At 35.7% G+C, this 26,001-nt stretch carries 20 protein-coding genes; 7 read left to right on the top strand and 13 right to left on the bottom strand.

Annotation, left to right across the window (positions count from 1 at the left end; genetic code table 11):
- Nucleotides 1-139: 139 nt before the first annotated feature.
- The 7 genes from gldL to QP953_RS04205 form a co-directional block, all read right to left on the bottom strand.
- Nucleotides 140-748 carry a gliding motility protein GldL gene (gldL, locus tag QP953_RS04235; RefSeq protein WP_052594853.1) on the bottom strand — a complete coding sequence of 203 codons (609 nt, stop codon included), beginning with the start codon at nucleotides 746-748 and terminating at the stop codon, nucleotides 140-142.
- 803 nt (nucleotides 749-1,551) lie between these two features.
- Nucleotides 1,552-2,814 carry an SUMF1/EgtB/PvdO family nonheme iron enzyme gene (locus QP953_RS04230; RefSeq protein WP_052594856.1) on the bottom strand — a complete coding sequence of 421 codons (1,263 nt, stop codon included), beginning with the start codon at nucleotides 2,812-2,814 and terminating at the stop codon, nucleotides 1,552-1,554.
- A gap of 231 nt (nucleotides 2,815-3,045) precedes the next feature.
- Nucleotides 3,046-4,017, bottom strand: a complete 972-nt coding sequence (locus QP953_RS04225; RefSeq protein WP_063833046.1) for a type IX secretion system membrane protein PorP/SprF — start codon at nucleotides 4,015-4,017, stop codon at nucleotides 3,046-3,048.
- A gap of 171 nt (nucleotides 4,018-4,188) precedes the next feature.
- The gene (locus tag QP953_RS04220; RefSeq protein WP_052594859.1) at nucleotides 4,189-5,142 is read right to left on the bottom strand and encodes a protein kinase domain-containing protein; all 954 of its coding nucleotides are present in this window, start codon (nucleotides 5,140-5,142) and stop codon (nucleotides 4,189-4,191) included.
- Nucleotides 5,143-5,307: 165 nt separating this feature from the next.
- Nucleotides 5,308-6,681 carry an alkaline phosphatase PhoX gene (locus QP953_RS04215; protein WP_309554073.1) on the bottom strand — a complete coding sequence of 458 codons (1,374 nt, stop codon included), beginning with the start codon at nucleotides 6,679-6,681 and terminating at the stop codon, nucleotides 5,308-5,310.
- A gap of 113 nt (nucleotides 6,682-6,794) precedes the next feature.
- Nucleotides 6,795-8,069, bottom strand: a complete 1,275-nt coding sequence (locus QP953_RS04210; RefSeq protein ID WP_309554072.1) for a hypothetical protein — start codon at nucleotides 8,067-8,069, stop codon at nucleotides 6,795-6,797.
- On the bottom strand, nucleotides 8,066-9,133 hold the full coding sequence (locus QP953_RS04205) for a DUF3089 domain-containing protein (RefSeq protein ID WP_309554071.1): 1,068 nt from the start codon (nucleotides 9,131-9,133) through the stop codon (nucleotides 8,066-8,068). The genes QP953_RS04210 and QP953_RS04205 overlap by 4 nt, the downstream gene beginning before the upstream one ends.
- A gap of 328 nt (nucleotides 9,134-9,461) precedes the next feature.
- On the opposite strand from QP953_RS04205, the gene QP953_RS04200 reads away from it, so the two are divergent.
- A complete protein-coding gene (locus QP953_RS04200; protein WP_309554069.1) occupies nucleotides 9,462-10,526 on the top strand; it encodes a hypothetical protein in 1,065 nt (354 codons plus the stop codon).
- A 25-nt stretch (nucleotides 10,527-10,551) separates the two neighbouring features.
- Here the strand turns inward: QP953_RS04200 and QP953_RS04195 are convergent, their stop codons facing one another.
- From QP953_RS04195 to QP953_RS04180, 4 genes are all read right to left on the bottom strand, one after another.
- Nucleotides 10,552-12,414, bottom strand: coding sequence for a putative porin (locus QP953_RS04195; RefSeq protein WP_309554068.1), 1,863 nt, complete (start codon nucleotides 12,412-12,414; stop codon nucleotides 10,552-10,554).
- A gap of 536 nt (nucleotides 12,415-12,950) precedes the next feature.
- Nucleotides 12,951-13,502: a hypothetical protein gene (locus tag QP953_RS04190; protein ID WP_052594871.1), complete on the bottom strand. Its 552-nt coding sequence runs from the start codon at nucleotides 13,500-13,502 to the stop codon at nucleotides 12,951-12,953.
- A gap of 184 nt (nucleotides 13,503-13,686) precedes the next feature.
- Nucleotides 13,687-15,165: a M56 family metallopeptidase gene (locus QP953_RS04185; RefSeq protein ID WP_309554066.1), complete on the bottom strand. Its 1,479-nt coding sequence runs from the start codon at nucleotides 15,163-15,165 to the stop codon at nucleotides 13,687-13,689.
- Nucleotides 15,162-15,533, bottom strand: a complete 372-nt coding sequence (locus tag QP953_RS04180) for a BlaI/MecI/CopY family transcriptional regulator (RefSeq protein WP_309554064.1) — start codon at nucleotides 15,531-15,533, stop codon at nucleotides 15,162-15,164. Before QP953_RS04180 ends, QP953_RS04185 begins: the two co-directional genes overlap by 4 nt.
- Before the next feature lie 515 nt (nucleotides 15,534-16,048).
- Here QP953_RS04180 and QP953_RS04175 point away from each other — a divergent pair.
- Both QP953_RS04175 and QP953_RS04170 read left to right on the top strand, forming a co-directional pair.
- Nucleotides 16,049-17,050: an SPFH domain-containing protein gene (locus tag QP953_RS04175; RefSeq protein ID WP_052594878.1), complete on the top strand. Its 1,002-nt coding sequence runs from the start codon at nucleotides 16,049-16,051 to the stop codon at nucleotides 17,048-17,050.
- Between the two features lie 180 nt (nucleotides 17,051-17,230).
- Nucleotides 17,231-18,163, top strand: coding sequence for a sugar kinase (locus QP953_RS04170; protein ID WP_309554063.1), 933 nt, complete (start codon nucleotides 17,231-17,233; stop codon nucleotides 18,161-18,163).
- Nucleotides 18,164-18,220: 57 nt separating this feature from the next.
- Here the strand turns inward: QP953_RS04170 and QP953_RS04165 are convergent, their stop codons facing one another.
- Nucleotides 18,221-18,826: a hypothetical protein gene (locus QP953_RS04165; RefSeq protein WP_156039695.1), complete on the bottom strand. Its 606-nt coding sequence runs from the start codon at nucleotides 18,824-18,826 to the stop codon at nucleotides 18,221-18,223.
- A gap of 1 nt (nucleotide 18,827) precedes the next feature.
- Entirely contained in the window at nucleotides 18,828-19,883 is a 1,056-nt protein-coding gene (locus QP953_RS04160; RefSeq protein WP_309554062.1) for a hypothetical protein, read from the bottom strand.
- A 67-nt stretch (nucleotides 19,884-19,950) separates the two neighbouring features.
- Between QP953_RS04160 and QP953_RS04155 the strand changes: the two genes are divergently transcribed.
- The 4 genes from QP953_RS04155 (at nucleotide 19,951) to QP953_RS04140 (ending at nucleotide 25,931) form a co-directional block, all read left to right on the top strand.
- Complete coding sequence (locus QP953_RS04155; protein ID WP_052594886.1) at nucleotides 19,951-20,493, top strand: hypothetical protein; 543 nt, start codon at nucleotides 19,951-19,953, stop codon at nucleotides 20,491-20,493.
- A gap of 173 nt (nucleotides 20,494-20,666) precedes the next feature.
- The gene (locus QP953_RS04150; protein ID WP_309554061.1) at nucleotides 20,667-21,932 is read left to right on the top strand and encodes a hypothetical protein; all 1,266 of its coding nucleotides are present in this window, start codon (nucleotides 20,667-20,669) and stop codon (nucleotides 21,930-21,932) included.
- 321 nt (nucleotides 21,933-22,253) lie between these two features.
- Complete coding sequence (locus QP953_RS04145) at nucleotides 22,254-24,320, top strand: leucine-rich repeat domain-containing protein (RefSeq protein ID WP_309554060.1); 2,067 nt, start codon at nucleotides 22,254-22,256, stop codon at nucleotides 24,318-24,320.
- A 72-nt stretch (nucleotides 24,321-24,392) separates the two neighbouring features.
- Complete coding sequence (locus QP953_RS04140) at nucleotides 24,393-25,931, top strand: hypothetical protein (RefSeq protein ID WP_309554059.1); 1,539 nt, start codon at nucleotides 24,393-24,395, stop codon at nucleotides 25,929-25,931.
- The last annotated feature ends 70 nt before the right edge of the window (nucleotides 25,932-26,001 follow it).

Below are 26,001 nucleotides of genomic sequence, written 5' to 3'. Positions count from 1 at the left end.
CTTTTTTTTTTGTCTAATTAATGTTTTTTCTTCTGTTTTCTCCAATCAGATTAAATGGTTTCCATACTGAAATCAACTATGGTTATAACGCATCAATCTATTAAAGTTACAGTTTTTTGCCTCTTAAAAAAGAAAGATATTATCCTTTCATAGCAGTTAGCATACCACCGTATACTTTGTTCATGCTAGATAAGTTACCATTTAATTTCTTAAGCTCTTCTCTGTAAACATTTACGTCTTCAGCAGAATCCGCAACATTTTGAATAGCGTTAGAAAGAACAGATACAAATTTACCAGTCTCTTTAGTTAATTTTCCTACATCGTCAAAATCAAGACCAGCAAAGATATCCAAGCTCTTCATAGTTTTAGACATAGTTTGTAGCTCTGCTACCATTTGGCTTTGTTGAGACTCCAATGGAGTAACAGCAGTTTTCATTCCGTTCATTGCCTCAATTAAAGCTTCTGGATTTGCAGATCCACCACCACCGTTACCAGCTTGGTCGCTAATATCTACACCTGCTTTATCCAACCCTGGGTACAATTGCTCCCAGTAGTAATCTTTGTGTGGAGGAAGTACTCCTAGCATTAAGAATAGGCATGCCTCTGTAATTAGCCCAACAGTTAACATCTCAGATGCAAAAGGCCAACTTTGAATCTTAAAAAGAGCACCGACAAGTACAACAGCTGCACCCACACCGATGATAAGATTCTTTACATAAGCAAACGTTGAAGAATGTATGAAACTCATGATTTAAAAAAGTTTAAAAAGGTTATATAAAATATAAAATAAAGGGTCTCTAGAAAGAATTCGGATGGTGTTTTTGTTGATAAAGCAAAACATCACTTTCCAAAAACTTTCGTAAGTATAACACTATTTTATATAAAGGTTACACTTTTTGAAAAAAAAAAAGTTTTTTTTTTCAAAAAAAATGCGTCTTAAACAGTTTACACCTTCGATTCATAAACAGATAAAGCAATTTATCCAAACTAAATTTTGTCTTTTTTTTCATCCTCAAAGTTTCCTTTCTATTTGCCTGTTTTTTGTTTTATCAAATGCTATTTTTAGCACCTCCTACAACAATAAGCTAATCAACAAAATACACATAAACATTTTGATTTTTAAAATTATTTTTTTTGAAGTAGAACACTTACTTTTATTTTTTTTGAAACGATAAGAATGTACATCAAACGATTGCAATTAAAATCTTATTTGGTCTTTGCTAAAAGACATGTTTCTAACCTTTTATTTTGATAAAAAAAGGAAATTCTATTTTTTCGACTATTTTGTCAAATTTTTGACATAAAATGCTATTTCTAAATTTTGGCATTTCTCCTATTTTGGATTCAGACGAGGAAATTTATTTATAAAAGGCAAGATTTTGTGTCTAAAGAATCGAAACAACTAGCAACAATAATTCCTACTCTAGATTACTAAATAAACATACAAGAGCAATATAAATTTGACCTGTAAGTAACCTTCATAGAATAGAAAAAGTCGTATTACTCATTCGTGAGCAATACGACTTTTTTATTAGAATCAAACGGACTAGTTTAGTTAAAATCATTCATTGAACGTCCCAAGAATGTCAATACATTACGGAAACCGATGTATGATTTTGTTGTATCTTGGAATTCCCAGTGACGAGTTCCTGTTTGAATGTAGTACATAATATCTTTCCAAGAACCACCGCGAATTACTTTACGTTTCCAAGCTGTAGGATCTTCTTCTTGAGCATCAAAACGAATATCTGGTTGCAAATCGTGCAAGAAAGCATAAGCATTCTCATAATAAGCAGAAGAAGTCCACTCTGCTACGTTTCCAGACATATTGTATAATCCATAATCGTTTGCAAAGTAAGCATCTGCACGTACTGTGTACAATCCACCATCTGCAGGATAATCTCCACGACCTGGTTTGAAGTTAGCTAACAAACATCCTTTGGCATTACGCACATAGTAACCTCCCCATGGGTAAGGTGCCATATCATGCCCACCTCTTGCAGCGTATTCCCACTCATGCTCTGTTGGCAAACGGAAATCTTCTGTATTTACTTCTTCAAAGTTGTTCCAAAGGTTTGTTCTCCAGTAAGAGAAAGCATTTGCTTGTTTCCATGCAATACCTACAACAGGATAATCATCAAAAGCAGGATGCCAGAAGTAGTTACGCGTCATTGGCTCATTATAAGAGTAAGAGAAATCGCGAATCCATACTAAGGTATCTGGATAAATTCTTGTTGCATCTTTTTTGATATAATCTGAACGATTGTGTTTTTCTTTAGAATGTCTGTTATAGTCATCAGACCAAGAGAAATCTTGTGCCGCTCCTTTCCAATCGTACCATTGGTAATCAAATACCAATTGACGAATATCTAAGTTACGAGAGCTACCAAATTGTTCATCTCCTTGATAGAACATTCCGTCTAGTTCTCCACCAGCAGAATAATCTAACTCTTGTTCCCAATCTACTCCTTGGATTCCTCCAGGATAATCTCTAGTATGACCCAATTGAATGTGAGCAATAGAATCGCGTACCCATTCTACAAATTGACGATACTCATTGTTTGTAATTTCGGTATCATCCATAAAAAATCCTTGAATAGAGATTTGTTTTGGACGTTGTACTAAAGAAGAATTTACATCTTGATCACTTGGTCCTATATGTAAAGTTCCAGAAGGAACATACTGCATACCATAAGGTTGGATAGGCTTCCATGTTGGTCGTTCTAATATCCCCGTCAATTGACCAGATTCTACTTTTGCACATGAAGCAAAAAGTAAAGTGATGAATAAAATAGCTAAAATTTGTTTTTTCATGTTCGCACCCGAGTTTAAAACCGTTTTTCTTAAAAAAGCACTAACTATATTTTATTGGAAAGGCGACCGCAAATATAGCTGTAAAAAAGTTAGTTATCAAATAAAAGGCTTGTTTCTTATCAGACAAGGCAACATCTGATGATAATATTAGAAACGTGTTTTGATTACTAACGGTAATAATGGTCTTCTTATTATCTACTTTCGTAAACTTTCAAAGTTTTTTTTGTGAAATTATAAAAATCTAGGGTTATAGATAATTTTTGAAGGTATTTCTTTCCCAATTTTTTTATTAAGATTGTAATTTAACACTACTTCATGAGATCCACTGTTGTAAGATTGAAGACTTCCTACAGACAAATCATAGGAGTAGGCTAACATTATATTTTTGGTAATTTGCATTCCTACAAGAAAGACAACAGCATCTGTCGAAGTATTATCATACCCTCTAAACGCTACTCCTCCAAAAATATTGTTGTTCCATTTTAAAATAACGGCAATTTCTGGTTGAAATTTTATAAAATCTGTTTTTAAGAGAAAAGAAGGGTGCAAATAGAACTTGTCTGTCAACTTGATATTTCCAGCAGCACTAAAGAAATAGCCTCTATTGTAAGTTACAGAAGCATCTGTTGCCAAATCTAATGTAGGCTGGGTCAGATTAATAGCAGCTACTCCTATTTCAAAAAAACGATGTTTGTAATAAGCCGCTGCATCCATACTAAAAGACATTCCTGTTTCATTCGCTATTGGCACATTAGGGTCGTTGTGGTCAATTCCTAGTTCGTAGTTTCCTTCGGGTGTAAGCAACTTAGAACCGTCCAAACTTTTTTGCAAAAATCGCCCTGCCACTCCCAACGACAGCTTTCCACTTTTGCCTAAGTCTACAATATAACTGTAAGAGCCTCTAATGGATAAGTTTTGATAAGCTCCTATGGCATCGTATTCAAATCCCAATCCAACTCCACTACTGATATATTCAATTGGCAAATGTGCATTAAAATTGATATTAAGAGGACTACCAGGAAATCCGACCCACTGTTTTCTAAATACGCCTGTTATACTAAGCGATTCATCTAAGCCATTATAGGCATTATTATAAGCATACTTATTTAGCATGTACATAGAATATTGAGTCGGTTGCTGCGCCCAACTTTTTGTTGTGATAAACAATAAACAACCAAACAGTATATAGTTAAGTCTTTTCATAAGTAAAATTATAATAAGTGTTTGCTGATCTATTTTAACAAACCACCAACAAACCAGTGATAATTAACAGTTTTTTTTAGTTTGGTTACACTAATTCCCTAAAACTATACTAGCAGACTCAATTTCCCAAGACTAATTTTAAGCAAGGTACCTTTTATAAAGAAGCTCTCTTTATCCCAAATAATAGCCTAGTATTGCTGCTAAGATAAATAGTAGAACGACCTGCCACCAGACTACAGGTCGATTGGGTTTTCGCAAAAATCGTCTCGTCTCAATTGTCTCCTCTTCTTCCAAAACTAAAGGCACATGAGTTGGTGGTTCCCAGTTTTTTATGACCGCAATAATTTCTCCACAATTGCCCCAGCGCATTTCTTTTTCTCTTTTAAGGCACTTTTCGACAATTTTTTGATAAGGTTGCGGGATTTCATCCAACAAACCTAATTCCCAATCCTCCTCTCCCACAATTCTATCTTGTATTTTAGCATTGGTTAAACTGGCACTTTTCTCACCAAAAGGCAAACGTCCTGTCCACAATTTATACAACAATACACCATATGCCCAGATATCGGTTTGCTCACTAACTTCTGCCGTCTGCTCAAACTGCTCAGGTGCTAGGTATTCGTAGTCTGAAAAAAACGCTAATGGAACTTTATTTTTGTTGCCATAATTGATAAACACAGGAACATAATTACCAAACTCTTTTTGCAATAGAATGTGCCTAGCAGATAAATTTTGCCACACAATTCCTTGGGCATGCAGATAATAAAGTCCATCTAAAACTTGATCTGCAATCAACTTCTTGTCTGCGTTTTCTAAGTACAGTTGTTGGTTTAAATCTCCTAAATTTAACAATGGCATCAAGGCAATTGTTGTTATAATCCCCTCTGCAAAACGATAATTTTCCGAATAAGGCATTAAGTTGGGATGTTCCAACTCCTTAGCTGCGTGATATCGCTCCTCAAAAATCCCTTGATCAAAGTTAGGATGTACTTCACTAATTTTGGCTGCCCAAACCTTATTTGTTTCTTTATCTATAGTCTTATAAACGCTCCCAAAGTTTTTTTGGTCCAGTGAGGCGGTTTGATCTACCTCGTATTTTTCAAAAAAATCCTTTAAAGTTTTCATTGGTATTTCTTCCTTCGTCACGATATTAACGATATGCTATACAATTTTGGGACAATCATGGTTCAATTCTTATTGTTTGTTCTCAACCTTTCAACAAAGCTCTTCTATTTTATTAGATTTGTCAAGTCCCCTTTTGTTTTTGTATAGAAGTTATAAAAAACGGTACTATTCATGCCATTTACTCCAATCACCTGTAATTGCTAAGGTCAAGCCAGGCACTTGAATATTTACAAATAGCGTTTTTCCCGATGGAGAAAAACAAACACCTGCAAATTCGGATTGATAACCTATGTTTTCAGCAATTTGATAAAATTTTCCTTTGGGAGTAATTCCAAAAATTCTCGGCTTAATCCCATCCTCACAAAACACCACATCGCCCCAAGGGGCAACTGTTAAGTTATCACAATACCTAAGAACAGAAGTATCGTTGGGTTCTGCGTACAACTCTAATCTACATTCATTCCCTTTTCGTTCCTCCTTATACGTGCCCTCGTATTGGCTTGGTATATACTTAAAAATTTGCCCTGTTTTTAGTTGACCACCATTGGTACAGGCAAAGTACAGTTCTTTTTCACCAAACCAAATCCCCTCTCCTCGTGCAAAAATAGCACTGCCTGTGGCATGTCCACGAATCCTCAGATCATCTTTGTCTGTATCTACATCTTCCATATCAATCCACTTAACAGCATACTTTATTCCTGGTTTTAGCCGAGCTTCGTCCCAATTGCGCGTATCCATTCCTGATTTCCAAACAAATGCCAATGCTTGCAACTTACCACGCTTGTGCAATTCTCCTTTTACATTTGGAATAAAACGATAAAACAGACCTTCGTGTCTATCTTCTGTTAAATAAACAATACCTGTACGAGGATCGACCGCAACAGCCTCGTGATTAAAACGCCCCATAGCTTTGAGAGGCACAGGGTATTTTAATCCTATTTTTTCGGTTGCAGGCACTTCAAATACGTAGCCATGCCTTTTTTCATGTACGTCATCTTTAATATAAACGTATTCCTCACAAGTCAGCCACGATCCCCAAGGTGTCACCCCTCCAGCACAATTTCGCCCAGTTCCTGCCAAACTCATAAACACTTTTTCTACTTGTTGTGTTTTTTCATTATAAATACTAGTAGTAGTCCCTCCCAAATGAGGATACTTATTATATCCCATGTCATAAATTCGTTTTGAATTTGCTCGGTGCAAATATTGATTGCTATATCCAAAGGGGGAATCGGTCAAATAGCCTGGTGAGTTTTCATGATTTCGAATTAAAATGACTCGACCATTTTTTCCTTCAAAAGTCCCCATTCCATCCCCTCTTCCTGGCAACAATAAGCCATCGTGCATGGTTGAGCCTTTCTCTGCAATAATCTTAAAAGAAAACCCTTTGGGTAATTTCAATATTCCTTGATCTTCTAAAGGTCCATACCCATTTACCAACAAATCGTGTTTGAGTTCATGTGCAAAAGTTTGCAATCCAGAAAATCCTAAACTGACAGCCCCCATCATTTTTAAAAAACTTCTACGCGTTGATTTCATATTGTTTATTTTAAGAAGTAGTTAGCGATGCTGCTACTTCGTGGTCGTTGATTTTTTAAGCTATACCAAAGATGGCATCTCCAACCATGGCAATAGCATTTCGTTCTTTAGGCTTATTCCTCAAAACCATGTTTCTTTTTTTTATAACAAATGACTGCAAGGAATACTAATATTGTTAAAGATAATAATTGAAACGTCCATCGCCAATTACCAACTCGTTTTTCTGCTGCTTGGATAGGAACAACATTCGCCCATGCAATAAATGCATCTGCAATGGGTTCCATTCCTAGTACATATCTTTTCTCTTCATTAGAAGTATAAGCAACACCAAAACTCTCTATACAATTTCTCAAACCTATTGCTGTTTCTGTTTGGTTGTATAGTGCCATTGTTCGTTGCCCTACTAATGATGCCGCTCCCCCTATCTCTAAAATAATTGGTCCTGAATCAACATCTTCCATCCCTTTCTTTCCTTTAGGATATTCTCGAATCCCAGGCAAACCAAAACGATAATCTAAAAATTGCTTTTGGTATTTTTCAAATTGTTTGCGAGCAAAAGTAGTATCTAAATCCAATAAGAAATTAAGCATTAAACTTTGTGATGACCCCTTAGCTCCTTCGATCACTTCTCCTGTTTCAAAATCAACTTCATGAGGAATTAGTCCCGTTGTTGTATCCAAATGCTGTTCTACTTGTCGCAACCATTCTTCAACAAAGTTTTGATAAATGGGAGTATCTAGTTGATTGTATAACCTCAACGATGCTATTGCAACAACATTATCAGCAGGCCAAGCCAAACCTTTGTAGGACTCCAAATAAGTTTTGCCGCTTGTTTTATACGCCGTATAAATCTGCTTTGATTGTTCTTTGAATTGTTCATACTGTTCAGAAGGAGGATCTAGAGGGGCATGAAGTAACAACTTCTGACCCAACAAGTAGTTTTTCCAGCCCAAGTAAAAAATACCACGTTTAGGAGTTAATGCATACGGAAAGTTCATTCGTGCATATTGACTATCCAGCTCGTCCAATACCCAATTTATTTTTTTGAGCCCCAAAACTCTTGTTGGGTGTGTAGAAGGGAGTTCTGCTATAAAATCTGCCCACGTTAAGCCATATAACACATTGAGAAAAATAAATCCTTCAGGATATTTTTCCTGCGCTAACTTACCTCCTCCCTTTTCTAACATAGTTCCAAGGTAATTGAGTTGATAATGCACATCTTTATTAATCCCCTCTGTATAAGTTGGCTGATAAAACAACCGAACATTAAGGTAAATTAACAATAGGCATACTAAAAAGATTAGTAGGTAAAGTATAAAACTAACGACAAGCTTTAACATACCTTTAAAAAAGTGCATCAATGACTGAATTTTACGGAGATGTTTCATTCTTGCAAATTAAGTCTCGATTGAGCTTCTGAGTGACGTTTGCTCTGTTCATAAGCTTGGATTCTATCTCTTGCATTTTCTCTAATATTCTGAAAAAAGAAACTATAATCGTACAAGTGATAATTTCCTTTTCCCATTGGCATTTGCAACGTAGACTGATTGGCTGGAGGCGTAATTTTCAAAGCATCATTTTCTATTTTTGCATCACAATAATCTAAAATAATTTCATCTATTTTTGTCTTTTTGTTGGGTTGTAGCGCCCCTAAATTTTCTGTTTTGGGAACGTATGTCGTATCTAGATTCCAAGACAAAGGATTGACACACACAATCGGTTCTCCTTCTCCAATTTTTTCAACCAAACTCAATTTGGGATTCCCACTTTCCGTGTTCCACGAAACAAGGCAGCCCGTTTGGGTTGCCGTAGAACAAACGCCAATAGGTAAACTTTCCTTTACATAATGTTCTTTGATGGGCCAACCTAGTACATAGGCAACGATCAATTTGGATTTTATCAAAGAATCTTGCAATACTTCTGCTAACAAGCGTTGACTGTGGTAAGAACCTTGACTATGAGCAGCTAAAATAAAAGGTCTACCTTCGTTCAGGTGTTCTATATAATAGTAAAACGCTTTTCGAACATCTTGATAAGCTACTTCCAAAGCTTTTTTGCCATTCTCTTTTTTATCAACAAAAGAATAAAAAATAGCTTGTCGGTACTTCGGTATAAACATTCTACAATCTTTATAAAATGTGGCAGCTTGATAATTTAACGGCAATACCCTCGTCCTCCAATTAACATGCTCATCGTCCAACGCTTGATTCCATCCTTTGCCTGTAATATATGTGGTAGGGTGCACATAAAATACATCTGTTGTTTTATCTTCTCCTCTTAGATGGGGTTTGTGCCAATTGTTATAATCCGAATAATCGGGCGCTGGCGGAACCTTCTCCGTCTGAAACTTAACTGGTGGTTTGATAAACACCATCAACGACAAACGACTGCAAGAAGTTAACAAGGTGCAGTTGATTATTAGTATAGATAATTTTAAGAGACTAGTTTTCATCGTTGGTATATTTTGATTAGAAGAAGGTAAGATATTTATTATTATTTTTTTTTATTTTAACAATTTTTAATTCTATCTAGTTTATCACAAGAGTTTTAACTGTTTCATCAATCTAATCAACCAACTTCCTGCACTAAGGATCATCCCCCATAGATTTTATGTAAAAAAAAATACTATAGCGCACCATATAACCCTATTTGCGATAATCATTGCTATATCTAAAATAAATTTAGTTGAGAAAAGTCAATTATTTTTTGTACCTTTCCGAGTGTATATTTTTTTAAGAATTCACTTTGTTTTGTTGTCAACAAATTAACTTCCTTCCAATATGAGTTTCCATTCTGCATTTGATGCTTTTGTTCGTTCTTGCAAACAATACCAAAAACAGGTTGATGAAAAAGGACTTCATTTTAATGAGCCTTATCAATCCATCTATTTGGATATTAATAAAGTATTAAAGATTCATACCGAACAGAAACTTGAATTAGAAGCCATGGCAGCAGGGGAACAAAGCGCTCCTGGTTTTCCTACCTTGACACCTGCTAGAAGGGAGTATTATGAGCTAGAAGCAGAGGTTCCTTCTTTTTTGGCTAATGGAGGTACAGCATATTACTACCTGCAACGTTACAAAATCGCCTGTACCTACTTGGTCAAAACGTTTAGTTATTCGACTTATAAAGGTGACTGGGAAAAAATGCGTCATTTGGGAAGCTGGTTAGCAGCTATTTATAACCAACAACAACAAAGCAACTCTAAAGATTCTTTAGAAAATAGCTTGGAAATCATTAAAGATTTAGGTGACTTTGATAATTTGGATATCAAAGAATTGCAACGCTTGGAGGAAGAGGTTCGCAATATTCAAGCTTTATTGGTAGAAAACTCTAACCTACAAGAAGAGTTGACAGCTGAGGATGCCAAGTTGTTGCAAGAAGCTGCGGATTATATCAAAACCAAAGAAGATGTATTAAAAGGACTGCCTGAAATAGATGATAGTTTTAAATACGACGAACCGCCTGTGATCGAAGTGGTTGCTTATCGTTGTAAACAACTAACTGTTTTGCTTGACCATTTTCATGAAAACCACCCTAAAGAAACGCTTGTCACCGAACTAACAGCCTTCAAACAAGAATTGCGAGATAGCTTTGATTTGCACGTTGGCATTTGTGCTGATATTTACAATTCGCTTATCGATGCCTTGGGATCATTACAATCGTTAGACATTAAAAAGCTTTGTACAATACTCCACAAGGGATTAGAACAATTTCTGAACGAAGAATTTTTGTACGAACGTTATGGTTCTACAATCTCCGTGAATCACATTATCGCTACCCAAGGTATCCCCGATACGATTCACTTGGAAGTCTTATTACTAATCGCTATAGGGGCTATTTAAATAAGAAGTCGTTCAACAATGGGTTCTAATCAAACAAACGCCAAGAAATGCCAAAACGCACCACAAAATTTGTCACAGGATGACGATAGGCAGTTGCATAATTTCGTTCGTAAACAAAATACAGCAAATTTTCAGCCCGTGCAAAAAATCGGAATTGCCAAATTCGGAAACTAGCATAAAAATCTAAACGAGGATCAATGCTTGTTGTAAAACTGTTTTGATTGTAAAAAGCCCCTGTTAGAGGAGCGTATCCATCTGCCTTATAAGGCGTATGATAATAAAACAAAACTCCAACTTTTGCCAACATCGCACGTTTAAATATATAACTTTGGAAATACAAATTATGCTTTAGCAACAGCTCTGGCAATCGAACATACTCTTCCCCTGCCAAAACAGGCTGCCAAATGACTTGATTGTCTAAGTTCAACTTCCAAATTCTAAAATTCCCCTGTGCTTTTACTTGTAAAATATTGACAGATTCTGTCGCTTGATGTACCTGACTAGAGTCATAATAAATCCAATTGCTCAAGGTGTGATTGAGTACCTCGCCTTTAAAATCTAATCCCCAGTTTTTCCGATCTAACTTGTAAGTATAAGTTCCTCCAAAATTAATTTCTTGAACCTGTTTGAATGATAAATTATTATCCCAAATTTGATCCCAAGATACATACAGTTGTCGATCTATCAAACTAGGCTGGTAGCGCTGAAACAAGGCACTCCCTTCTAAATAGCCCAATACCCCCAAGTCATATCCAACACGACCTTTAGCAAAAAAGTCCAACTGTCTTTCTGCCCAAGTCAAACGCCCTTCTAACCTATATTTAAATTTAAACTGAGGATTGTTTTGGGCAATCAGCCCGGCTGTTATATTGTGAATATCAAACGTGATTGGCTCTTGATATACAGCATTCCAACTATGGCGGACATAGGCTTTTACCCAAAGTGGTGCTGAAGTAAGACTACCTCCCAATGCTTGCCTAAAACTCAATTCGTTTTCTAATAATTGATGCCTTATAAACTGCCTTATGCCTCTAGGATTGACATAAGCGATTCCATAAATTGCGCCATTGGTTGGAGGCAATTTATCAAAAAATTTATATCGGTTAAATTGGTAGGTTATTCGATGACTCCACTCATTTGTAGCAGCTGTCTTAGCTTTTATAGAGTCTGTTTTATTGTTGTACAAAAAATGCGTATAACTAACTTCGGTAAGGTTATATTGTGTTTGAGCGGTTGTACTGTTAACATTCACATTTGCCAAAAAATCTGTTCCTAAACCAATAACAGTATCTTGCAATACACCTCCATTATTTTCATGTTTAATGGCATTGGTAAAAAAGTTGAGATAACCATGGTACTTAAAGTCATTGGAAAGAAAACGAAGGGTTGCCCCTACATTTTGATTTCGTAGTCGTTGATGGCTAAAAAAACCTGTTTGGTTCGCCAAACTATATTGTAATGCTAGATAAAAATTTTCGCTAAATTTATGGGCAAAATCTGCTTTTACAAAGTTGTTCTTTTGATTTATTTGCGAATAATACAAATCTGTATAAGGGCGGTTATCTTTTATTTGATAATACTTTATATCGTTGCGTCCTAATTGATATAACTTAAATTGGTCTAAGCCCACTCTAAATCCTCCTTTTAGTTCAGGCTGATAGACTAGATCAAAACTTGGTGTTGCCAACAACCCTGTTAAACTTACGTACCATTTTCTTTCGTTCCAAGTTGCATTTACCTCTTCAAATTCATATAAACTTGAATCTACTAGTAGTCTTTCCGTAGGATTGGATAAGTAAGTGTAATAAACCTTTGTGGTATCTCCTATGATTTTTATTTTCTTACTCTTTCTAGAAGCAACTCTCTGCTGTGCTTGCAAATCAGACATTTCAGCAAATAGACCAATGAAGCAAATCAACCCGAGTATTAATCTACCTTTGGTTATATAATCGTTATAATTGACCAATGTAATTTAAATTTATAGTTAGGACTCAAATTCCAAAATTACACAGTTTTCAAGAAAGTTCAGCTTTTTTCGGAAATAGCTAACATTACTTTATTAGATTTTAACATTACATTCCTAATAATTAATAGTTGGTTATATTGCTTAGTAGTTCGTTGATTAGTTCGCTACGCTCATGAGGGCGCAAGCTTAGTTTTTTACTTTTTTACCAAAAAGATAAAAAAGCACATTTATATTAGTTTGATAATCAAATTTTTAACGCAAAACACAATAAAACTATAACTTATTGATTATCAAACCAATAAAGTTTTTCAACGAACTATTGGTTGCTAGTCTATGTTTTTTACAAACTAGTGTATAACTTTAGTAAAAAAAAGCGAAGCCTTTCTGGAAGACTTCGCTATCAAGTTTTATTTATAATTGGTTCGTTTGCTTTGTTTAATGCTATTCTCTGTTAGAATCTAAAACGCATAGCGTGCTGTAATAGCAGCCTCGTCGTACCAGACGCCCAAGTACTCAAAAAAGTGGAAACTAGGCTTTATATCTGCTTGCAAGGTTAATGGGATTTTCTCAAAAGTATACTCAACACCTGCAACAAAATCAAGCCCTGTTAAAACATAGGGTCGAGTATCATCATCAAAATAAGGATGATCTACATATCCTCCCCATACACCGACATGTCCACCACCACCAATAAACCAATTAAACCCTCTTACCCTTCCTATGGGAAAATGCCATTCGAATAAAGCGGTAAGGTTAACGCCTGGTGTAGTATTCCAATGTCCATAAGCATATCCTCTTGGGACAGGACCTCTTCTATAAGGCCCAAAATAGCGGCTGGTTACTAAGCCTTCAAATGCGACACGCTCTGCAAAAAAATGCTTTAAAGAAAATCCATAGCTAGGTCCTAATCGACCACCTATTGACGTATTGTAATTTTTTTGGGCATGCGCCTGTTCTGTACTCACTAACAATAAAATGGTAGCAAGCAATGTACTAATTGCATATTTCATAAACTAAAAATTTGTTTTGTTCTATGAACGATTATTATCTATAAATTCGTGTGTTTGGATGTATAATTTTATCATTAAAAATTATACTGATAACAATCATCACTGAGTATCTGATTAGACCTGTAAATAAAACACTTTTTTAGTCTTTTTGTTTAAAATCAAAAGTTTTTTTTAATGACAGCAGTTATCTATCCGCTCTAAAACGACCTTCTTTTTTGAGTCTCTCTACCTCCTTATTGGCAATTGAAACATAGGAAGCATCTATCTTATCAGCCTGTTCTTTTGACATCAATGCACGAGTGGCCACTAAACGTGCTAAATCTTTTTCTTCAAGTCTTTTTTCTTCGTTCGGCTGAGCATTATAATGTCTTATAATAGCATTAAATTCTTCCATCATTCCTACGGTTGCCTCCCTTTTAGGAAACTTTTTAGGTTGAGCTTTAGGTGATGGATAAGCCTCTGGGAATGGCTTTGGACTTGGTGGTGGTGGCGCTAGCGGAGTTGGAGGGCAAGGTGGTGGTGGTGGCGGTGGAATGTCTCCATTAGCAGCCATACTAATTCGTACTTTATTGTCTTGATCTAAATACACCAATGTTCCTTCAGGAAGAGGTTTTAGTTCCTTCGATTGATCTTGCATTGGTGGCGGTGGTGGCAACATACGCTTCTTTTCCTCAGTTAAGGTATTATAAGATTTATATACCTTCTGATCCTTGTTTCTAGAAATTACAAAGGTTGCATGTTGAAAATACATCTCTTTCAACTCTAGTTCTTTTTTTATCTCCGTTTTACTTGGAGTTATTTGGGCTTCTACTTTGTTGCTAAACAAAACTAGTAACCCACAAAATAGCGGTATGGTCATTGAAGCAAGGGAATACGCCTTTAACCATGAAGTGTTTTTTGTCATCATTGTTAAACGTTTTTTAGTTGATAAAAAATTAAAATTACTGGTTAGTGATACAGATTGTTTTTGTGCTATTTTATCTAGTAAAAGATGTTGGTAGGAGGCTATTGTGGGGAACTCTTGAATCACTTGGCTGTCTGCTAAAAATTCGTGATTGAGTTGAATTACTTTTTTATACAGTATTAAAATAGGATTAAACCAAAAGAATACTTGAAGCACTTCTACCACTAGTACATCTATGGAATGCCATTGACGCACATGAGCGAGTTCGTGTAAGTACAACTCTTCTTCTATCTTTCCCATCCGATATAACTCTTCAGAAACAAAGATGTATCGACCAAACGTATATGGCAGATTATCCCCATGCAACAAAACTAATTGGGCACCTCTAAAATTTACCTGCTGGTGCTTTTTAATTGTTTGCCACAAATTATTCAAGTGATAGCTCAACCGAATCATCAAAATAAATACAACTATGCCATACCCCATTGTCAGATAATACATCCAATTCCAACTTTTTTCTTGAGGTACATGATTCGCTGTCATTATATTTTCATCGAACAAGTACACAGGTATAGACTCTATTTCTGAAACAATTACAGTGTATTCAATACTAATAAGTGGTACAATAAAAGAATACAGCAATCCAAATAACAAAAACCACCGATTAAATACAGCCATTTTTTCTCGTTCTAAAAACAATCGATAGCCCCCTAAAATAAGTCCTAGGCACAATCCTGATTTTAAAATATAAAGCATCATTCGTCTTTCTTTTTAATCTCTTCATCAATGACTGCTCTTAAGGCTTCCAATTCGTCTTTTGTCAAATCTGTTGATTGTGTAAAAAAAGAAGCAAATCGACTGGCAGAGTTTCCAAAAAAATTTTGAAGCAAGCCTCTAAAGTGCTTTCCAAAATAATCCGACTTACTAACTAGAGGATAGTACTTCCTAGACTTTCCAAACGTTTTATAATCTATAAATCCTTTGTCTCGAATTCTCTTTAGCAAAGTAGCTATAGTTGTTGTTGCTGGCTTAGGCTCCTCATAGGCTTCTAGAATGTCTTTCATAAACACATTTTCCAATCGCCAAATATGCTGCATTAGTTCTTCTTCTGTCTTTGATAATTTCATAACTAGTTGTTCTTATTCTATAATTTAGTAGTTAGCTGCGCTGCTACTTCGTGGTCGTTGATTTTTCACGAAGTATTGATTAAGTATCGTAATTGTTCCTTCTCATTTCAAAACTTACTCTACAAATGTAGAATAAAAAATTTAATTCTACAAGTGTAGAGCTAAAAAATAACATTTCAACTAAAAAAAAGTCCCCAACCTCTAAATAAAACTCATGCATAGTATTAGGTTATTACAGCACTAACAAACAATTAATTTTCAGTATATTACCATAATTTAGATCTTTTTATATTCTATGAAAATAAATTCTTATTTTTCTAATGATCAGACTTTTACAACAGCAAAGACACTAAGTCTACATTACTGATAATCAATACTATGAAACTTTCACAAAAAGTAATATGAGGTCAAAATAAAAAAACAAATAAGATAGGGAACTAAATAAACTTATTCTTAGTTTAAAAAACAAACTAAGTAAAAAATAACTTTTAAATAGACAACAAAATCAACACATTATGTTTGGATTTAAATTTATCAAATTCGATGCAATGACTTATGTCCTTCAGTATAAAAATGGAGGTATTAAGCAAGAAGGCAGAGGGCTTTCATTTTGGTATTATCAGCCAACAACTTCCATTGCTGCGATTCCAATGGGTAGTGATGATGCTCCCTTCATTTTTGAAGACTCTACCAAGGATTTTCAAACGGTTACCGTGCAAGGGGAAATCACTTATCAAATCACAGATCCCAAACGATTGGCGGATTTACTCGATTTCACAGTCAATTCCAAAGGGAAAAGAATATCCGACGATTATCAAAAATTATCACAACGTATTATTAATGAAGCACAAGCCGCAGCTAGTGTTTTTCTAGGTAATAACACCTTAAAAGATGCGATGGCAGGTTCTAAAGTTCTAGAAAAAGCCATTCTAACACAACTTCAAAACTCAGAAGCCATCCAATCAATAGGTATTCAGCCACTAAGTATCATTGTACTATCTGTAAAACCTACTCCTGAAATGGCTCGTGCATTAGAGGCTGAAACTCGTGAAGCGCTGCAAATTGAATCGGATGAAGCAATTTATAAACGTCGCAATTTTGCTGTAGAACAAGAACGTGCCATCAAAGAATCAGAGCTGAATACAGAAATTGCCGTAGAGGAAAAGAAGAAGCAAATTGCCGACAAAAAAATGGAGGCAGAAATCAAAAAGGCAGAAAATGATAGAGCACTCCGAGAAATGAAACTCAATGCAGATATTGCCGTAGAGGAAAGTCGCAAACAGCTTATTGAATTACAATCAGAAAACAAACGAAAAGCAGCTGATGCAGAAGCTTACCGACTAGAAAAAATGCTTGCTCTATACAAAGGTATGGATTGGAAAACCATCATGGCTTTGAATGGCAAAAGTGATCCCAAATTAAATGTGGCACTTGCCTTTAGAGAACTAGCCGAAAACTCAGGCAATATACAGAATCTCAACATCAGCCCTGATTTACTCAGCGATCTAATCAAGTAAGTAAGTGGACAGAAAAAAGTATAGTTAAAAATGTAATTGTTTTTAGTGCTGTTCAAAGAAAAGAATTGAAGTTTTAGCGGGCTAAAACGAGATTTTTTGATGAAGAACAGTGCAAAAAGAATTCTATTTTGCCTATAAATTTTTATGAACGATTACTTAATATAAATTAAACAACAAATCATGGGGTTACAAAAAGATAACTTAATCATTATTAAGGGCGAATCTAGAATGAAGCAACTCAAAAAACGCTTCAATACCAAGAAGCAGGCTAAGTTCTATATGAGTAGCAAAGGTATCAATATAGATCAGGTAGAAAGTGAAGATGAGGCCATAGAGCGTTCGGTCGAAGCAGCTCAAAAAATATCCACCAACATGATGCGGACGCAAGTGGTCGAGCAAAACTTTTTGCCTAATTTCTCATTTGGAGAGGATGATGTTGTTGTTGTTATTGGGCACGATGGATTAGTTGCCAATACCGCCAAGTATGTGCACAACAAACCAATCTTGGGGGTCAATCCTGATCCCGAATTATACGATGGCATTTTGCTGCCTTTCACATTAAACAACTATCAAAAAGCGGTTGAAAATGTCAAAAAAAACAACTACCTGTCCAAAAAAGTGACCATGGCAGAAGCAAAACTCAACGATGGGCAAAGGCTACTAGCGTTTAATGATTTTTTTATTGGGCACCAGTCTCATAAATCGGCACGATACAAAGTCCATTTTCAAAATAAAGAGGAAAATCAGTCTTCTAGTGGCATCATAATTTCCACTGGTGCAGGGTCAACGGGTTGGCTGAGTTCTTTGATTAATATGGCCAACTGCATTTCTGCCCAATTTGGAAATAGCACCTCGATACAGCAACAACGACTATCATGGGAAACCGATCAGCTTGTTTTTATTGTTCGAGAACCGTTTTTGAGCCGTGCTTCTAATATCCAATTAACGACTGGTTTTATCACCCATCAACATCAGTTACAACTAGAATCAAGTATGCCTAAAGAAGGTGTTATTTTTAGTGATGGTGTGATGGATGATTTTATAGAATTCAATTCTGGTGCCATTGTGCAAATTGGCATTGCTAAAGAGAAAGCGATTTTGGTAACGGGCTAATATGGGTACAAAGAGTTGATGCCTAACTAGTATTGGATAGTAAGTTATTCTTTATCATCAAGATATTTCTAAGAACTTTACTTCCCATACTGTTTCATTCGTCCGTCCAAATTGCTTGGTTACTCTCTTGAGTAAAAACTTGATTCGAACAAGTACTTCTTTCTCTTTTTTAAACTGTGTTGCGCCTTTCTTTTTTATTTGAATTTGTTGGTAATAAGCTAATTCTCCTTGATAAGTTTCTCTTGATAATGGATGTAGTTTTTGCTGTATTTTCACTTTCCTACTTCCTACTTTCAACTCATAAGGAGCTTGTTTTAATAAGTCGCTTAATAGACGTTGGGGCACACACTTTTGCGGCTCAATAGAAGTGGCATTAGACAACCAGTTACAAGACAAACTAGCATTGGCATCAAAATTAGACAGGGCAGCTTCCATCGCTGCTTTACGTAATTCTAAGTTGTATTGAGAGCTGCTTATAATCTCTATATAATCCAATACATCCTGAAGTTTTAAGACCGCTTGTTCTTCATAAACGGCTAAATTTTCCCGTTCCAATTGTACAGATTTCAAATCAGACAAAGCATGGTCAGGTACAGCAACCGACTGCCCAAAAGAAAATACTGTTGCCCCAATCAACACGATAGTTACCAATATCTTTTTCATCTTATTTTTCATTTTGTACAAATCGGATTTCAATGATTTTCTTGCCTTTGTATTTGGTTTCTAGAATATTGATATTTTGCAAGCTTTTAATTGGCATGGTCATTTTATTGATAAATTCCTCTTTATTATACAAAGCCATGCCTCCGCCTGTTTGACTGTGGATTTGAATAATTTGCGCTTCGTCACTCAACATTACATCCAATTGCGCCCGTCTTTCCTTCCAATCTTTCATTTTATTCATCGAGAAATAATGAATCATCAAAGCATAATCGTCTTTTTTTAGCGCAATTCTCTCTTGCTTCTTGGCACTACTAATAGAACGATGAATCAACAACGGCTGGTAATAAAGTGCTTCGATCTTTAATTTTATTACCTCCCCTTCTACATTTTCTACCCGCAAGCAGCTCAAACTATCTACGGTTAAAGCAAGCGGTGATTCCCCTTTCTTTAACAAGAAAGCCTCAATATTCTTAGCTGCAATTGGCATTCCGTCATCCTGATCAACAATGCAGAACTGATAAGTTGTTTCTTTATAAAAAAATGAGCCCAATAAAAATACTCCTCCTATTACTAATGCAAGCAATGGTAGTAAAATAGTTGTTAATTTAGAGGAAGGTCTTGGAGTATCATCAAGCCACTCTTCCTTCACAACAGGCTCTAGTTCTAGATTACTCAAAAAAGCTTGCCAATCTGCAACACCAACATAACGAGATAATAAATTGAGCATATCTATTCGAGGAAGCTTTTCATTTTTCTTTACTTTCAAATGGGTATAAAACCACTTCTCACTAACATAGCCACCTACTGTTTCACTTAAAGTATCTTGGAACAATTTAATTTGCTTTCCTTTCCACTCGTGAATGGATTCTTGACAAGAAATCACTTGCTGCCGAAACGTTGCTTCTACCTCTTGCTTTAGCAACTCAAAGCCTCTTAATTGTTTTTCGGTCATGTTGTATAAATTTCTAATCTCATAATCGCCTGTTTTCTTCAACTCTACACCATTTTTTCTTTGCAAAACCCTTGTAAAATAGTTTACAAAGCGTTTACAAAGCATTTTTTAGCCGTTTTGGGGTGCGAATACTACTTTTGGTTTATTCTTTTACAAAATAAATAATTATTCCATGAAATCAGTTTTCTTAAGTTTTGGGCTTCTATTTATTGGCTTCAGTTTATGTTCTGCTCAAACCAAAAAAATTGCTTTGCGCAGCCACAGTGGCGCCAACTCAAGTTTTACAATTTATGTTCCAGATGAATTTGGTTTAGGACCTATTGACTATCGGATTCCGTCCCAAGTTAAAAAGAAAAAATGTCCGATTAACATCAAACCAATTACATCCAATAAGATTCCTTTAGAGGATTCTTTGGAGAAAATTCAACCTTGTAATCCTCCAAAATTTAACAAAAAATCCCAACAACGTCCTATTCATTCCAAACCTAAACCAAACCTCCTCCCCAAAAAATCACATCAAACCCTACAAAAAGATTCAACAGTAGATAAAACAGAAACTGTCTCTTCCTCCAACGACACCACTTCTATAAAACTAACTACTGTTCCCCCTCAAAAATCTAGGGCTCTTATTTTAATCCTCCTCTTATCTACAATTTCACTGATAGGTTTCTTTTCTATTCTGATGAAACCGACAGTTTCTAATACGACTCACTAGCTTTATCGGTAGCCATTCAGACCATTACAAAGCCCCCCTTGCACTACGGATTATAAGCAGGTAATCTAAAAATCATGTATTAATCTAAGATTAAAATAGCACTTTATTCATTGTACTGCTTTGCGGTTTCTGTCATTTTTTCTGAATGGCTACTACTTATCAAAAAACATACTATGTCTATTAAATCTGCGCTTGGTAATAAGTCCTCAATAAAACAATACACATGGAGAAGCACCATCTTATTTGTTTTATTATTTACCATTAGTTTTTCCACCCCTACTAATTATATTCCTACCTTTCGAACGTACTCTGACCCTTTTTTTGAGCAGCTTGTCTTATGGACAGGGCATTTTATTTTTAATCTCCAAGAACCATTTATTTATCAATTAACATCAGATTCGACAGGAGCATATCTTCATACCTTTAACTTATTGATTATTTCGGTTGTTATAGCTTATTGCTGGAAACAACGACAACCCAAACTTAATGAGGCTAAATTAGCCTATGCATTCTATACATATGTTCGGTACTACTTGGCATTGCAGTTATTTTTATATGGATTTAACAAAGTATTCAAATGCCAATTTTTCCTACCAGAACCGAATACATTATACACATTTGTTGGGGACACTCCTAAAGACTTGTTGTTTTGGTCTACTATGGGGAGTTCCTATATTTATACATTTTGGGGAGGCGCGTTGGAAGTTCTTGCAGCCAGCCTGCTGTTATTTAGAAAAACCTATTTGATTGGTAGTTTATTTGCCCTAGGAATTTTGAGCAATGTTCTTGCTATCAATATAGGATTTAATATTTCTGTAAAACTCTATGCTAGTTTTTTTCTCTTCCTCTCGTTTATTTTGATTCTACCTTACCTCCCTTCACTATATGCTTTTTTTATTCATCAAAAATTAGTCCCTCCTAAGATTTGGTGGCCTGCATTTGAACAGCATCCCAAACGACTTGTATATGCTACGGTCAAAACCCTTTCAATTTGGCTTATCTTATTTGAATGTCTTATTCCTTATTTTGAAGCGAATAACTTCAACGACGACATGCAAGCTCGTCCTCTTTTTCATGGTGCTTATGAAGTCAACTCTTTTTTAGAAAATGATGTTCCTATACCTGCCCTATCTAACTTCACCAAACGCTGGAAAAGGGTATTTGTACATCGTCGCAATTATTTTATTGTTCAAACCATGGATGATAAGATGCAAGATTACAAATTTCAATACAATCCAGAAGAACAACTATTCTATTTGACTCATACAGGCACTTTAGTTGAATATCCTTTCAGATATCAAGTGACCAATACGGGGGATTTAATATTGATTGGAAACCAAGAAGGACAATCTATAGAAATACGGTTAAAAGAGTTAAATTGGAGAAAAATGCCCCTTTTAGCTCCTAATTTTAGTTGGACAATTGATGCCATTCAATAAAAAAAGGCTAGAGTACCTTGCAGTACTCTAACCTTAGAAAACTAAACCCTAAAACCCATGAGCTACAAATATAGTAATATTTTTTTCTTTTACAGCTATTCTCTCATTTTTTTTATAAAAAATAATTACTAAGGCACAAAAAGACACTTAAACAACTAAAAATAAATGACTTACCAAGATATTAATGTTGTTTTATAACCTACTTTGTTATTTTTTTAATTATATTGTATAATAATTCTTCTAGCAAGAGTTCCATTTACCATCAATGAAGGTGTAGGATTCCCCCTAATAGCTTCACTGGAAAATTAACACACATAAGGTATGCGTGATTATTTATATTGCTGTGTAAAATGGTTAATTATTGTTTGTTTGCTTTTAAGATCTACCACCTCCTTAATAATATCTCAAACATTATTACCCCAAAATCTTCTAGCTTCACAACTAGAGTATACTTCTATTGCCCAAATAGAAGCTGCATTGTCGAAAGGTAAAAACATCTATCGCGTCAATCTGAGTAATCAAACCCCTAAATTAACAAGCATTCCAACCATTATCTTTACGCTTCAACACTTGCAAGCACTCAATTTGGAGGGAAATTATATCTCTATACTGCCTAACGAGCTAACAAACTTAAGCCATCTCCAATATTTAAACTTATCTAATAATGGCGTACAAGGTTTTCCAAAAGATCTAAAACCTTTAAAAAATTTACAAAAACTCCATTTAGAAAAAAATGGTTTACAAAAACTACCAACTGCTATAGGGCAGCTTGAGCATTTACAAGTATTACTATTAAAAGATAATGAATTAGAATCCTTGCCTTCAGAAATTGGCACACTAAAACAGTTGCAAACACTCAACCTAAAACGCAATCGATTGCACTCTATCCCCAAAGAAATTGGTCAAATCGAGACTTTAGAGGTACTTAATTTGAGTTCTAACCAACTACAAGCTATTCCTCTACTACATTTGCCTGCCTTAAAAATATTGGATATAAGCTACAATAGGCTAGATACGCTTTCTGATGTTATTAACAATCTTCAGCAATTGCACACACTCAATTTATCCAACAATCGCCTCAATTCTTTTCCTAAACAGATTTTGAGTTTAGAACAATTACAAATTTTGGATGTTTCTTCCAATCAAATTCTAAGCCTCCCCGAAACACTTCATCAACTGCAAACATTAAAGCACTTGTATGTCGAACGCAACCGATTAAAAGAACTTCCGTTGACGATTGGGAACTTACAACAACTTGAACACTTAGGATTAAAAAGCAATCGGCTACAAAATCTTCCTGCTTCTATTGGTCGGTTGACCTTGCTCCAAAATTTGAATTTGACGAATAATCAACTTCAAGAGCTGCCCTCAACAGTAGCTCAACTAACCTCACTCACGAGCTTAAAAATAAGCAATAACTCCATAAACACCTTTCCTGAAGTCTTAGTTGCCTTACAAAAACTAGCAAGCTTAGACCTCTCCTTTAATAAAATCGAAATTATTTCTGATAAAATCCTAGCTTTAAAATCGTTAAAGACACTCAATTTGAGGGGTAATCAACTCACTTTATTACCACAAAATATAGCTTACTTCAATCAGTTACAAAATTTGAATTTAGCTGAAAATAAGTTAACTCATCTTCCTTCAAGCATTGGAAAATTACCCCAACTTCAAGTATTAACCCTTGAAAATAATCAACTAAGTCACCTTCCTAATGAAATTGGTACCGCAAGCAGCTTAACTCACTTAATGGCGAGAAACAACCAACTTCAAAATATCCCCGCCACCATTGGGCAGCTAAAACAACTACAACTACTTGACCTTAGTAAAAATCTTTTATCCGAACTACCACAAGAATTTAAGCACTTAAAAACCTTGCAAAGCTTAGATCTTAGCAAAAATCAATTCGCATCCTTTCCTACTGTGTTGTTTCATTTAAGCAACTTGGTTGAATTGGATTTAAGTAGAAATACAATTTTAAGTATTCATGGAAATCTTGCCAATTGGAAAAAGTTAGAAAAATTAGATTTGCATGCGAATAATATCAATAAAATTTCCACAGACCTTAGCCCCTTAGAATATTTAAGGGAAATCAATCTTGAACGCAATGAATTGAGTGATTGGCCGATAGGTTTTGATCAACTAAAACGATTAGAAATTATTGAAGTGACCAACAATCAGTTGACAACAATTCCTGAAAGTTTCAAAAACCTAACGCATTTAACAGCACTCTATATCAACAACAATAGGTTAACGCAAATACCTGAAAGTTTGGCCCAGTTAAAAACATTAAAGATGCTCTACCTAATGGGCAATCCCTTAGACACTTCAACTGTGACCATCGAAAAAATCCACCAATGGTTACCAGAAACGAATACCGATTTATAAACTATTTAATACACCTTGATTTGTGCTTTTTTAGTAAATCTATAAAGTATCAAATTGAATAAACCTCAAGTTATGATAAAAAAACTATTACTTTTTTCTACACTAGGCTTCTGGGCTGTTCAAACCAACCTACAAGCACAAAATGTAGGGATTGGAACCAATGCCCCCACCGAAAAACTGCACGTTGTAGGAAATGCTAGAATTACGGTGCTTGGAGGCACAGGAACTCGCATGGTTGTTGCCGACCCCAATGGCGTTCTTGCAACTCAGGCAATCCCAGCAGGAGGAGATATTACAAGCGTTACAGCAGGCGCAGGTCTCGTCGGTGGAGGAACTACGGGAGCAGTTACCTTAACAGCTAGTGCCGACAATGGATTGTATGTCAATGCTGGTGCTGACCGCATTCGTATGGGGGGTGCTTTAGTTGAAAATACTACTATTACACAAGGCAATTTTAATTTAACATACAACCTTTCTGGAACGGGTGATTTTGTCGTTCAAGATAATGGAATCAATAAATTTACAGTTCTAGATAACGGCACCTCTCGATTTGGGGGCGATGTAGAGTGGCGAGACGAAAACACAGGAGGTACCTTGTTAGCTAACTTATTTGACGATGGCGATGATGGTCGCTTCATTATTAGAGAAAACGGTGCTACATCTATTGATTTGGATGCCAACACACAAGTTATTTTCAATGAACAAGGACTAGATCGTAACTTTAGAATAGAATCTGACGGGATTGCGAATATGTTTTTTGTCGATGCAGGCACCAACCGAGTTGGTATTGGTACAGGCACGCCTGTTGATCGTTTGGAAGTAGCTGGTGGCCGAGTAGAATTTACCGCAACAACTGATGCAACAGGTACTGCTGGCTCTGGTGTTTTAGAAATTGGGAACACCTTAAGAATTGATGGCAATGAAATGATTACCAATGCCAACACACCTCTCTATTTGCAAAGTGATAATGGTGGAGACTTAATTGTAGATGGCAATAGTCTGATGGTAGATGCTAGTACCAATCGAGTCGGTATTGGAACAGGTGCTCCTAGTAGAACACTGGATGTTAATGGTACAGTTCGTATTCGTGGTGGTGGTGCCACTGCTGGTGATGTCCTACTATGTCAAGATAATGCAGGTAATGCTATTTGGTCTAATGCAGGTTATGGAATGGTTCCAATCGGATCCATTGTTGCTTGGCACGGAAATATCGGTGGGGGACTTCCTGGTTTACCTGCTGGTTGGGTGGAATGTGTCGGGGGAACTGTTGTAGATGCAGCTAGTCCTATCAATGGTCGTCCTATTCCAAACCTAAACAACAATACAACTTCAGTCTCTGGTGATGTATCTAGGGGTCGTTTTTTAAGAGGAAGTACTGTCAGTGGACAATTTCAAAATGATGATGCCAATAATTTTGAACAGGTACAAGCCGATGACTCGGATCAAGGGATAATCAATGGTGTTAGCACAATAGATGATGATGGAAACTGGGGTAGTTATATGGCAACGTCTAGAGATGGTGGCGATAGAGATCCTTTGCGGTTTAGAGTAGCAGGTATTGAAAACCGAGTAACGAATATGAGTGTTCGTTGGATTATGCGAATTAAATAAGCAGCTCTCACTCTATATCATGTGTTCGTAGCCTAATATTAATTCTAACACCAACTTTTAAGATGCGCCT

Source organism: Aureispira sp. CCB-E (assembly GCF_031326345.1).
Lineage (GTDB): Bacteria > Bacteroidota > Bacteroidia > Chitinophagales > Saprospiraceae > Aureispira.
This window is presented reverse-complemented; position numbering and strand designations above follow the sequence as displayed.

Bases quoted from the DNA above. Each gene is read 5' to 3' on its own strand.
- gldL (WP_052594853.1), bottom strand. From the start codon at position 748: ATGAGTTTCATACATTCTTCAACGTTTGCTTATGTAAAGAATCTTATC.
- QP953_RS04230 (WP_052594856.1), bottom strand. From the start codon at position 2,814: ATGAAAAAACAAATTTTAGCTATTTTATTCATCACTTTACTTTTTGCT.
- QP953_RS04225 (WP_063833046.1), bottom strand. From the start codon at position 4,017: ATGAAAAGACTTAACTATATACTGTTTGGTTGTTTATTGTTTATCACA.
- QP953_RS04220 (WP_052594859.1), bottom strand. From the start codon at position 5,142: ATGAAAACTTTAAAGGATTTTTTTGAAAAATACGAGGTAGATCAAACC.
- QP953_RS04215 (WP_309554073.1), bottom strand. From the start codon at position 6,681: ATGAAATCAACGCGTAGAAGTTTTTTAAAAATGATGGGGGCTGTCAGT.
- QP953_RS04210 (WP_309554072.1), bottom strand. From the start codon at position 8,069: ATGAAACATCTCCGTAAAATTCAGTCATTGATGCACTTTTTTAAAGGT.
- QP953_RS04205 (WP_309554071.1), bottom strand. From the start codon at position 9,133: ATGAAAACTAGTCTCTTAAAATTATCTATACTAATAATCAACTGCACC.
- QP953_RS04200 (WP_309554069.1), top strand. From the start codon at position 9,462: ATGAGTTTCCATTCTGCATTTGATGCTTTTGTTCGTTCTTGCAAACAA.
- QP953_RS04195 (WP_309554068.1), bottom strand. From the start codon at position 12,414: ATGTCTGATTTGCAAGCACAGCAGAGAGTTGCTTCTAGAAAGAGTAAG.
- QP953_RS04190 (WP_052594871.1), bottom strand. From the start codon at position 13,502: ATGAAATATGCAATTAGTACATTGCTTGCTACCATTTTATTGTTAGTG.
- QP953_RS04185 (WP_309554066.1), bottom strand. From the start codon at position 15,165: ATGATGCTTTATATTTTAAAATCAGGATTGTGCCTAGGACTTATTTTA.
- QP953_RS04180 (WP_309554064.1), bottom strand. From the start codon at position 15,533: ATGAAATTATCAAAGACAGAAGAAGAACTAATGCAGCATATTTGGCGA.
- QP953_RS04175 (WP_052594878.1), top strand. From the start codon at position 16,049: ATGTTTGGATTTAAATTTATCAAATTCGATGCAATGACTTATGTCCTT.
- QP953_RS04170 (WP_309554063.1), top strand. From the start codon at position 17,231: ATGGGGTTACAAAAAGATAACTTAATCATTATTAAGGGCGAATCTAGA.
- QP953_RS04165 (WP_156039695.1), bottom strand. From the start codon at position 18,826: ATGAAAAAGATATTGGTAACTATCGTGTTGATTGGGGCAACAGTATTT.
- QP953_RS04160 (WP_309554062.1), bottom strand. From the start codon at position 19,883: ATGCTTTGTAAACGCTTTGTAAACTATTTTACAAGGGTTTTGCAAAGA.
- QP953_RS04155 (WP_052594886.1), top strand. From the start codon at position 19,951: ATGAAATCAGTTTTCTTAAGTTTTGGGCTTCTATTTATTGGCTTCAGT.
- QP953_RS04150 (WP_309554061.1), top strand. From the start codon at position 20,667: ATGTCTATTAAATCTGCGCTTGGTAATAAGTCCTCAATAAAACAATAC.
- QP953_RS04145 (WP_309554060.1), top strand. From the start codon at position 22,254: ATGCGTGATTATTTATATTGCTGTGTAAAATGGTTAATTATTGTTTGT.
- QP953_RS04140 (WP_309554059.1), top strand. From the start codon at position 24,393: ATGATAAAAAAACTATTACTTTTTTCTACACTAGGCTTCTGGGCTGTT.